Below are 8,122 nucleotides of genomic sequence, written 5' to 3' on the forward strand. Positions count from 1 at the left end.
TCAGCCTCCCCTGTGGCGCCAGGCCGGTGCGACGGCGAGTCGCTCGCCGCTGTCGAACACATAGGCCTGCGCTGCGCTGAAATACAGCGTGATCGCCGCCCCCAGGTCGAAGCGATGCACGCCGGTGAGCTGCGCGACCAGTTCGCCCACCAGCGTCTCGACGTGGACGAAGGTGTCGGAGCCGGAGATTTCCGCCAGCTCGACCTTGCCGGGCAAGGGCATGTCGCCGTTGCTCGCGCCAACGTTGAGTGCGCTCGCACGCAGGCCGATGGTCACCGCGCCTTCGATGCCGGCGGGCAGCGCCAGAGGCAGCATGGGGCCGCCCTCGATCTGCACGCCGCCCTCCACCACGCGCCCGGCCATGAGGTTCATCGGCGGGTCGCTGAAGGCGCGCGCCACGCGCAACGATTGCGGCGCATGGAAGACCTCGGCGGTCGGCCCGTACTGCAGCAGTTCGCCGGCATCCATCACCGCCGTGTAGCCGCCGAGCAGGAGGGCCTCGCCCGGCTCGGTGGTGGCGTAGATCACCGTCGAGTCACCGGTCGCGAAAAGCTGCGTGAGTTCCTCGCGCAGCCCTTCGCGCAGCTTGTAGTCGAGGTTCACCAGCGGTTCGTCGAGCAGCATCAGCGGCGCGCCCTTGGCCAGCGCACGCGCCAGCGCCACGCGCTGCTGCTGGCCGCCGGAGAGTTCCGCCGGATAGCGGTCGAGGAACATGCCGATGTGCAGCTTGTCGGCCAGTTCGCGCACGCGGGCCTCGACGTTCTTTTCTCCGCGCAGCTTGAGCGGGGAGCCGATGTTCTCGGCCACCTTCAGCGAGGGGTAGTTGATGAACTGCTGATACACCATCGCCACGTTGCGCTCGCGCACCGGCACGCCCGTCACGTCCTTGTCGTTGACCAGGACCTTGCCTTCGGTCGGCGCGTCGAGGCCGGCCATGAGCCGCATCAGGCTGGTCTTGCCGGCCTGCGTCGCGCCCAGCAGCACCGTCACCGCGCCGCTCTTCGGCGCAATGCTCTGCGGGTAAAGCCAGGTCTGCGCGCCCACCTTCTTGGTGACGCGTTCGAGTGTCAGCTGCATGAACCTCCCTCTGTCGCCAAAGCCTCTGAACGTGCATGGGCCTCCATCCACGAGTTGACCTGTTCGCGCTCGATGCGCGTGTAGTGCAGGCCGAGCTTGGAGCGGCGCCACAACACGTCGTCGCCGCTGCAGGCCCATTCCTCGTCGCGCAAGTAGTGCAACTCGCGCGCGTGGAGCCCGGGCGCGACGGCCTCGCCCAAGTCGTCCATCGATTTCGCATCGCCGATGACTTCCAGGACGCGGGCACCGTAGGCGCGTGCGAGGCGGCGCGCGAGGTTGAATTCGAGCCACGGGTAAGTCGCGCGGACGGCTTCGACGAAACGCTCGAAGTCGTCGTCGGGCCGCGATGTGCGGCTGGTGCCGTCGATCCAGGCCGAGAGATCGCCACCGGCCATGAAGGCGCCTTCGGTCCATGGGGTGCGGGTTTCGCCGAGCATCCGGCCCACCTCGTCGGCCGCGTCCTCGGCGAGCTTGCGGAAGGTCGTGATCTTGCCGCCCCACACCGACAGCAGCGGCGCCGCGCTGGTGTTGGATTCGAGCATGTAGTCGCGCGTCACGGCCGAGGGGTCGCCCGATGCGTCGTCGAGCAGAGGTCGTACGCCCGAATAGGTCCACACCACGTCCGCAGGGGTGACGGCCTTCCGGAAATAGCGGCTGGCCTGAGTGCAGAGGTATTCCACCTCGTCATCGCCGATGCGCGCGGCGCCCGGGTCGTCGCCCTGCAGTTCGATGTCGGTGGTTCCGATCAGCGTGAAGTCGTCCTGGTACGGGATCGCGAAGATGATCCGCTTGTCGGGGTTCTGGAAGATGTAGGCGTGGTCGTGGCCGAAGACGCGCGGCACGACGATGTGGCTGCCTTTGACGAGCCGCAGGTGACGGGTCGCGAGCGCCTCGCCCTGCGCCGAGTGCGCCACGCCGCGGAGGAAGGTTTCGGCCCACGGCCCGGCCGCATTCACGACGGCGCGGGCGCGCACGGTGCGCTGCCCCTCGGCACCTTCGAGCACAGCCGTCCAGCCGTCGACACTGCGTTGCGCGCTGATGCAGCGTGTGCGGGTCAGGATCTCCGCGCCGCGTGCGCGCGCATCGAGCGCGTTCAGCACGACGAGGCGCGCGTCATCCACCCAGCCATCCGAATAGACGAAGCCGCGCTTGAACTCGGGCTTGAGCGCCGCACCGGCCTCGTGGTGCTTGAGGTCGACGGTGCGCGACCCTGGCAGCACCTCGCGGCGGGCCAGGTGGTCGTACATGAAGAGGCCCATGCGGATCATCCAGGCCGGCCGCATCGACGGGTCGTGCGGCATCACGAAGCGCAGCGGCCACATGATGTGCGGCGCGCTCTTCAGCAGCACTTCGCGCTCCTGCAGCGCCTTGCGCACGAGCGAGAACTCGTAGTACTCGAGGTAGCGCAGCCCGCCATGGATCAGCTTGGTGGACGAGGACGAGGTGTGCGCCGCGAGATCGTCCTTCTCGCACAGCAGCACGCGCCAGCCCCGGCCCGCCAGGTCGCGCGCGATGCCGCACCCGTTGATGCCGCCGCCGACGATCAGCACGTCGCAATCGGCGGCAGAGGCGGTCGATGACGGGGTGGGTTCGCTCACGGGCGCTCGGTCCTTGGAAATGTGACTTAATGCACGGTTTAGGGGCAGATCGCTTTCGTATCTTTTCATTCTGGTTCCTTACGGCGCGATTTTCTTCGGCGTTAACCCTTAAGTCCATTCGTTTCCTTTCGTTCTAAAGTGACCCGCCCCCTTTCGATGCACGTCCCCGTGAATTCCAATCCGCGCCAACTCAAGCTGCTCAATACCGTGCGCTCGCGCGGCGCCGTCACCGTCGAAGAGCTGGCCGACATGCTCGACGTGACCCTGCAGACCGTGCGTCGCGACGTGCAGCGGCTGGCGGACGAAGGGCTGTTGACGCGCTTTCATGGCGGGGTGCGCGTACCGAGCTCGACCACGGAGAACATCGGCTACCAGCAGCGCGAGACGCTGCATGCCGAGGGCAAGGCCCGCATCGCGCGCGCGGTGGCGGCGCGGGTGCCGAACGACTGCTCGCTCATCCTCAACATCGGCACCACGACCGAGGCCATCGCGAAGGCGCTGCTGCGCCACACCGGCCTGCGCGTGATCACGAACAACCTGAACGTCGCGACCATCCTGAGCGACAACCCCAACTGCGAGGTCATCGTCGCGGGCGGTTCGGTACGGCTGCGCGACCGCGCCATCGTGGGCGAAGCGACGGTCGATTTCATCCGCCAGTTCAAGGTCGACATCGCGCTGATCGGCGTGTCGAGCATCGAGGCCGACGGCACGCTGCGCGACTTCGACCTGCGCGAGGTGAAGGTGGCGCAAACCATCATCGCGCAAGCGCGCGAGGTGTGGCTGGCTGCCGACGCGAGCAAGTTCAACCGGCCTGCGATGATCGAGCTCGCGAAGCTTTCGCAGATCGACTGCCTCTTCACGGACGCCGAGCCGCCTCCGCCCTTCCTCGAACTGCTTGAACGCGCCCAAGTCCGCTGCGAAATAGCGCGCGAACACTGAAGGACCCCTTGCAATGACCTACCTGCTCGCCCTCGACCAGGGCACGTCGAGCTCCCGCAGCATCGTCTTCGATCGCGAGGGCCGCATCGTCGCCATCGCCCAACAGGAACTCACGCAGATCTACCCGCAGCCCGGCTGGGTGGAGCACGACCCGATGGAGATCTGGACCAGCCAGCTCGCCACCGCGCGCGAGGTGCTGGCCAAGGCGAAGCTGAAGGCGAGCGACATCCACGCGGTCGGCATCACCAACCAGCGCGAGACCACCGTGGTATGGAACCGCAAGACAGGCCAGCCGGTGCATCACGCCATCGTCTGGCAGGACCGCCGCGCCGAACCGCTGTGCGCAAGGTTGCGCGAAGACGGCATGACCGACACCATCCGCGAGAAGACCGGGCTCGTGATCGACGCCTATTTCTCCGGCACCAAGCTGCGCTGGCTGCTCGACAACGTACCGGGCGTGCGCGCGCAGGCCGAGCGCGGCGACCTGGCCTTCGGCACGATCGACAGCTGGCTGATCTGGCAGCTCACCGGCGGGAAGGTGCACGTCACGGACGTGAGCAATGCCTCACGCACGATGCTCTTCAACGTGCACACCAACCAGTGGGATGCGGAGCTGCTGAAGGCGCTCGACATCCCCGCATCGCTGATGCCCGAGGTCAAGCCGTCGAGCGCGCACTTCGCCGATACCGACGCGGCCCTGCTGGAGCGCAGCCTGCCGATCGGCGGCGTCGCGGGCGACCAGCAGAGCGCCCTCTTCGGCCAGGCCTGCTTCGATGCCGGCATGGCAAAGAACACCTATGGCACCGGCTGCTTCCTGCTGATGCACACCGGCGGCGCCTTTCAGCCTTCGCACAACGGCCTGCTCGTGACGAGCGCCGCGCAGACCGGCACGCAGCCGCAGTACGCGATGGAAGGCAGCGTGTTCGTCGGCGGCGCGGTCGTGCAATGGCTGCGCGATGGCCTCAAGGCCATTCCCGGCAGCGCCCACGTGCAAGCGCTCGCGGAGAGCGTGCCCGATGCAGGCGGCGTGATGATGGTGCCGGCCTTCACCGGCCTCGGCGCGCCCTACTGGGACGCCGATGCGCGCGGGATCATCACCGGGCTCACGCGTGGCACGACCGTCGCGCACATCGCGCGCGCCGCGCTGGAAAGCATCGCCTACCAGAGCGCCGCGCTGCTCCAGGCGATGAGCCGGGATGCGGTTGCGGCGGGCGGCACGCCGGTGGCGGAACTGCGGGTGGATGGCGGGGCCTGCGTGAACAACCTGCTGATGCAGTTTCAGGCCGACCTGTTGGGTATTCCGGTCGTGCGACCGGAAGTGACGGAGACTACAGCGCTGGGCGCCGCGTACCTCGCAGGGCTGTCGACAGGCATCTACAGCGACGTCAGCCAGCTATCGAAACTCTGGCGAATCGAACGACGCTTCATGCCCACCATGGGCCGCCCCCAGGCCGAGGAATCCATGACCCGCTGGGAACGCGCAGTCCGCCAGGCCACAACGCCTTAGGCGGGGGGTTTAGCCAGAAACACCGCGGAACCGGCTCCGCCGGGCCGCCGGTGTTGCCCCCTGCAAGGGGGTGGAGAGCGACACGAAGTGCGCGAGCCTGGGGGTGGGCTCTAGTGCCCTGGAACGAGGAAGTCCTGGCTGATCCGCCACCCGAGTTCATTCACCCGATCCAGGAACTGCGTGAGATACGCATGCAACCCGGTCGCCAGAATCTCGTCGACACGTGCGTACTGCAGATCCGCCAGCAGCTTGCCCGCCCGCCGCTGCGTCTCCGCGCTCTGCTCGTTCTTCACCTTCTCGAGGTTGTTCACCACCTCGTGCAGGCTCGCATGCAGCGAGCGCGGCATGTCGGCGCGCAGGATGAGCAGTTCGGCGACACGCTCGGGCTTGATCACGTCGCGGTACACCTTGCGGTAGACCTCGAAGGCCGAGACGCTGCGCAGGATCGCGCTCCAGTGATAGAAGTCGTACTCTTGGTCTTCCTCGGTGGCGGTGCCGAAGAACTCGCTGTTGAGGGCGTGGAACTTGACGTCGACCAGCCGCGCCGTGTTGTCCGCGCGTTCGAGGAAGGTGCCGAGGCGCGAGAAGTAGAAGGCCTCGTCCTGCAGCATGGTCCCTAGCGTCACGCCCCGCGAGAGGTGCGAGCGGAACTTGACCCATTCGAAGAACTGCGCCGGATCGCGTTCGAACTCGCCCGTGCGCAGCATGCGGTTGACTTCGAGCCAGGTGGTGTTCTGCGTCTCCCAGGCCTCGGTGGTGAGGGCACCGCGCACGGCGCGCGCGTTCTCGCGTGCAGCGCGGAGGCACGAGAGGATCGACGAAGGATTCGACTCGTCCTTGACCATGAACTCCATCACCTCGTTAGGCTTGAAGTGGTCGTGCTTCTCGTTGTAGAGCGGCAGCAGTTCGCTGATGGAGAGCAGGCCCTGCCAGCCGTACTTGGCGACTTCGGCGGATTGCGGCAGCAGCGACGTCTGGTAGTTGACGTCGAGCATGCGTGCGGTGTTTTCCGCGCGCTCGGTATAGCGCGACATCCAGTAGAGGTGATCGGCGGTGCGTGACAACATTTCTTGAGGCTCCCGTGATCAGGACGACGACTGGCTTTGCGATTGCGACTGCGTGGCTTTGGCGCCGCGGTCCGCTTCCAGGATCCAGGTGTCCTTGGTGCCGCCGCCCTGCGACGAGTTGACGACCAGCGACCCCTCCTTGAGCGCGACGCGCGTCAGCCCACCCGGCACCATCTGCACCTCCTTGGCCGACAGCACGAAGGGCCGCAGGTCGATGTGGCGCGGCGCGATGCCGGCGTCCACGAAGGTCGGGGAGGTGGACAGGCTCAGCGTCGGCTGCGCGATGTAGCCATCGGGCTTGGCGATCACGGCCTTCTTGAAATCCTCGATCTCGGCCTGCGTAGCGGCCGGGCCGATCAGCATGCCGTAGCCGCCGGCGCCATGCACTTCCTTGACGACCAGGTCCTTCATGTTGGCGAGCGTGTAGTCGAGCTCGTCCTTGTTGCGGCACATGTAGGTGGGCACGTTCTTGAGGATGGGCGTCTCGCCGAGGTAGAACTCGATCATCTTCGGCACGTAGGGGTAGATGGACTTGTCGTCCGCGACGCCGGTGCCGACGGCATTGCAGATGACGACGTTGCCCTCGCGGTAGGCGCGCATCAGGCCGGCGGTGCCGAGCGTGGAGGTCGGGCGGAAGACTTCGGGGTCGAGGAAGTCGTCGTCGACGCGGCGGTAGATGACGTCCACGCGCTTCGGGCCGCGGGTGGTGCGCATGTAGACGAAATCGTCCTTGACGAAGAGGTCCTGCCCTTCGACCAGTTCGACGCCCATCTGCTGGGCGAGGAAGGCATGCTCGAAGTACGCGCTGTTGTACATGCCGGGGGTGAGCACGACGACGGTGGGCTCGGCGGTGGCCGGCGGCGCGGAGGCACGCAGGGTTTCGAGCAGCAGGTCGGGGTAGTGCGCGACGGGCGCGATGCGGTTCTGGCTGAACAGCTCGGGGAAGAGCCGCATCATCATCTTGCGGTTCTCGAGCATGTAGCTCACGCCGCTGGGCACGCGCAGGTTGTCTTCGAGCACGTAGTACTCGCCATTGCCGCCCGAGTCGGGGGCGCGGACGATGTCGATGCCCGCGATGTGCGAGTAGATGTCGTTGGGCACCTTCACGCCGACCATCTCGGGGCGGTACTGGGCGTTGTTCAGGATCTGCTCGGCCGGGATGACGCCGGCCTTGATGATTTCCTGGCCGTGGTAGACGTCATGGATGAAGCGGTTGAGCGCCGTCACGCGCTGGACGAGGCCTTTTTCCATGGAGGCCCACTCGTGGGCCGGGATGATGCGCGGCAGCAGGTCGAAGGGGATCAGGCGCTCGGTGCCCGAGCCGTCTTCGTCCTTCGCGCCGTAGACGGCAAAGGTGATCCCGACCCGGCGGAAGATCATTTCCGCCTCCTCGCGCCGCGATCGCATCACCTCGCCGGGTTGCTTCGCAAGCCATTGGTCGTAGCGTTTGTAGTGGCTCCGGACCGCTGCGCCGTTGTAGGGCAGCTGCTCATACATCTCGTCGAATTTGTGCATGGGACGACCAATCTCCTTGGGCATAGCTTAGCAAGTTCAAGGCCAAATACCGTCGCCATCTTGCCCCATGTCGTGCCGCCAGTAGCGGCGCGACTGCCGCCGCAGGCATCCGACCACGCCCGGCGACTTGCTGGACCACGAGGCCGCGCCGCAGTGCGGGCTGTCGACCAACGAGACGCCGCGTTCGAGGTAGCGCTCGACGACTTCGGGCGCGGGATGCCCGAAACGGTTGCGATAGCCGGCCTGGACCAGCGCCACCCGTGGTTGCACGGCGTTAAGCAGTCGGTCGCTAGAAGAAGTCTTGCTTCCGTGGTGGGGCACCTATGCAGGGAAACCCGAGGAAACAGTGTCGGCGTCCACTCTGTAGATCCCTGTTGAACCGTGTGCGGGATAACATAGTTCCCCGCACAACGTTCGCA

General features: G+C 66.5%; 7 protein-coding genes. 2 read left to right on the forward strand and 5 right to left on the reverse strand.

Going from position 1 to position 8,122, the window contains the following annotated elements; translation table 11 throughout:
* The gene (locus ACSFBL_RS16900) at positions 1-1,077 is read right to left on the reverse strand and encodes an ABC transporter ATP-binding protein (RefSeq protein ID WP_435516934.1); all 1,077 of its coding nucleotides are present in this window, start codon (positions 1,075-1,077) and stop codon (positions 1-3) included.
* Positions 1,068-2,744 carry a glycerol-3-phosphate dehydrogenase gene (gene glpD / locus ACSFBL_RS16905; protein ID WP_435516935.1) on the reverse strand — a complete coding sequence of 559 codons (1,677 nt, stop codon included), beginning with the start codon at positions 2,742-2,744 and terminating at the stop codon, positions 1,068-1,070. Before glpD ends, ACSFBL_RS16900 begins: the two co-directional genes overlap by 10 nt.
* Before the next feature lie 99 nt (positions 2,745-2,843).
* Here glpD and ACSFBL_RS16910 point away from each other — a divergent pair, with 99 nt between their 5' ends.
* Both ACSFBL_RS16910 and glpK read left to right on the forward strand, forming a co-directional pair.
* On the forward strand, positions 2,844-3,614 hold the full coding sequence (locus ACSFBL_RS16910) for a DeoR/GlpR family DNA-binding transcription regulator (protein WP_435516936.1): 771 nt from the start codon (positions 2,844-2,846) through the stop codon (positions 3,612-3,614).
* A gap of 13 nt (positions 3,615-3,627) precedes the next feature.
* Positions 3,628-5,121 carry a glycerol kinase GlpK gene (gene glpK, locus ACSFBL_RS16915; protein WP_435516937.1) on the forward strand — a complete coding sequence of 498 codons (1,494 nt, stop codon included), beginning with the start codon at positions 3,628-3,630 and terminating at the stop codon, positions 5,119-5,121.
* Positions 5,122-5,231: 110 nt separating this feature from the next.
* On the opposite strand, the gene ACSFBL_RS16920 is transcribed toward glpK, so the two are convergent.
* Genes ACSFBL_RS16920 through ACSFBL_RS16930 form a run of 3 tightly spaced genes read right to left on the reverse strand, consistent with a single transcriptional unit; the run spans position 5,232 to position 7,973 of the window.
* Complete coding sequence (locus ACSFBL_RS16920; RefSeq protein WP_435516938.1) at positions 5,232-6,188, reverse strand: alpha-E domain-containing protein; 957 nt, start codon at positions 6,186-6,188, stop codon at positions 5,232-5,234.
* An 18-nt stretch (positions 6,189-6,206) separates the two neighbouring features.
* Entirely contained in the window at positions 6,207-7,703 is a 1,497-nt protein-coding gene (locus ACSFBL_RS16925; protein WP_435516939.1) for a circularly permuted type 2 ATP-grasp protein, read from the reverse strand.
* Positions 7,704-7,739: 36 nt separating this feature from the next.
* The gene (locus ACSFBL_RS16930) at positions 7,740-7,973 is read right to left on the reverse strand and encodes a hypothetical protein (protein ID WP_435516940.1); all 234 of its coding nucleotides are present in this window, start codon (positions 7,971-7,973) and stop codon (positions 7,740-7,742) included.
* Positions 7,974-8,122 lie beyond the last annotated feature (149 nt).

The sequence above is a fragment of the Variovorax glacialis genome (assembly GCF_051216375.1).
GTDB lineage: Bacteria > Pseudomonadota > Gammaproteobacteria > Burkholderiales > Burkholderiaceae_C > Variovorax.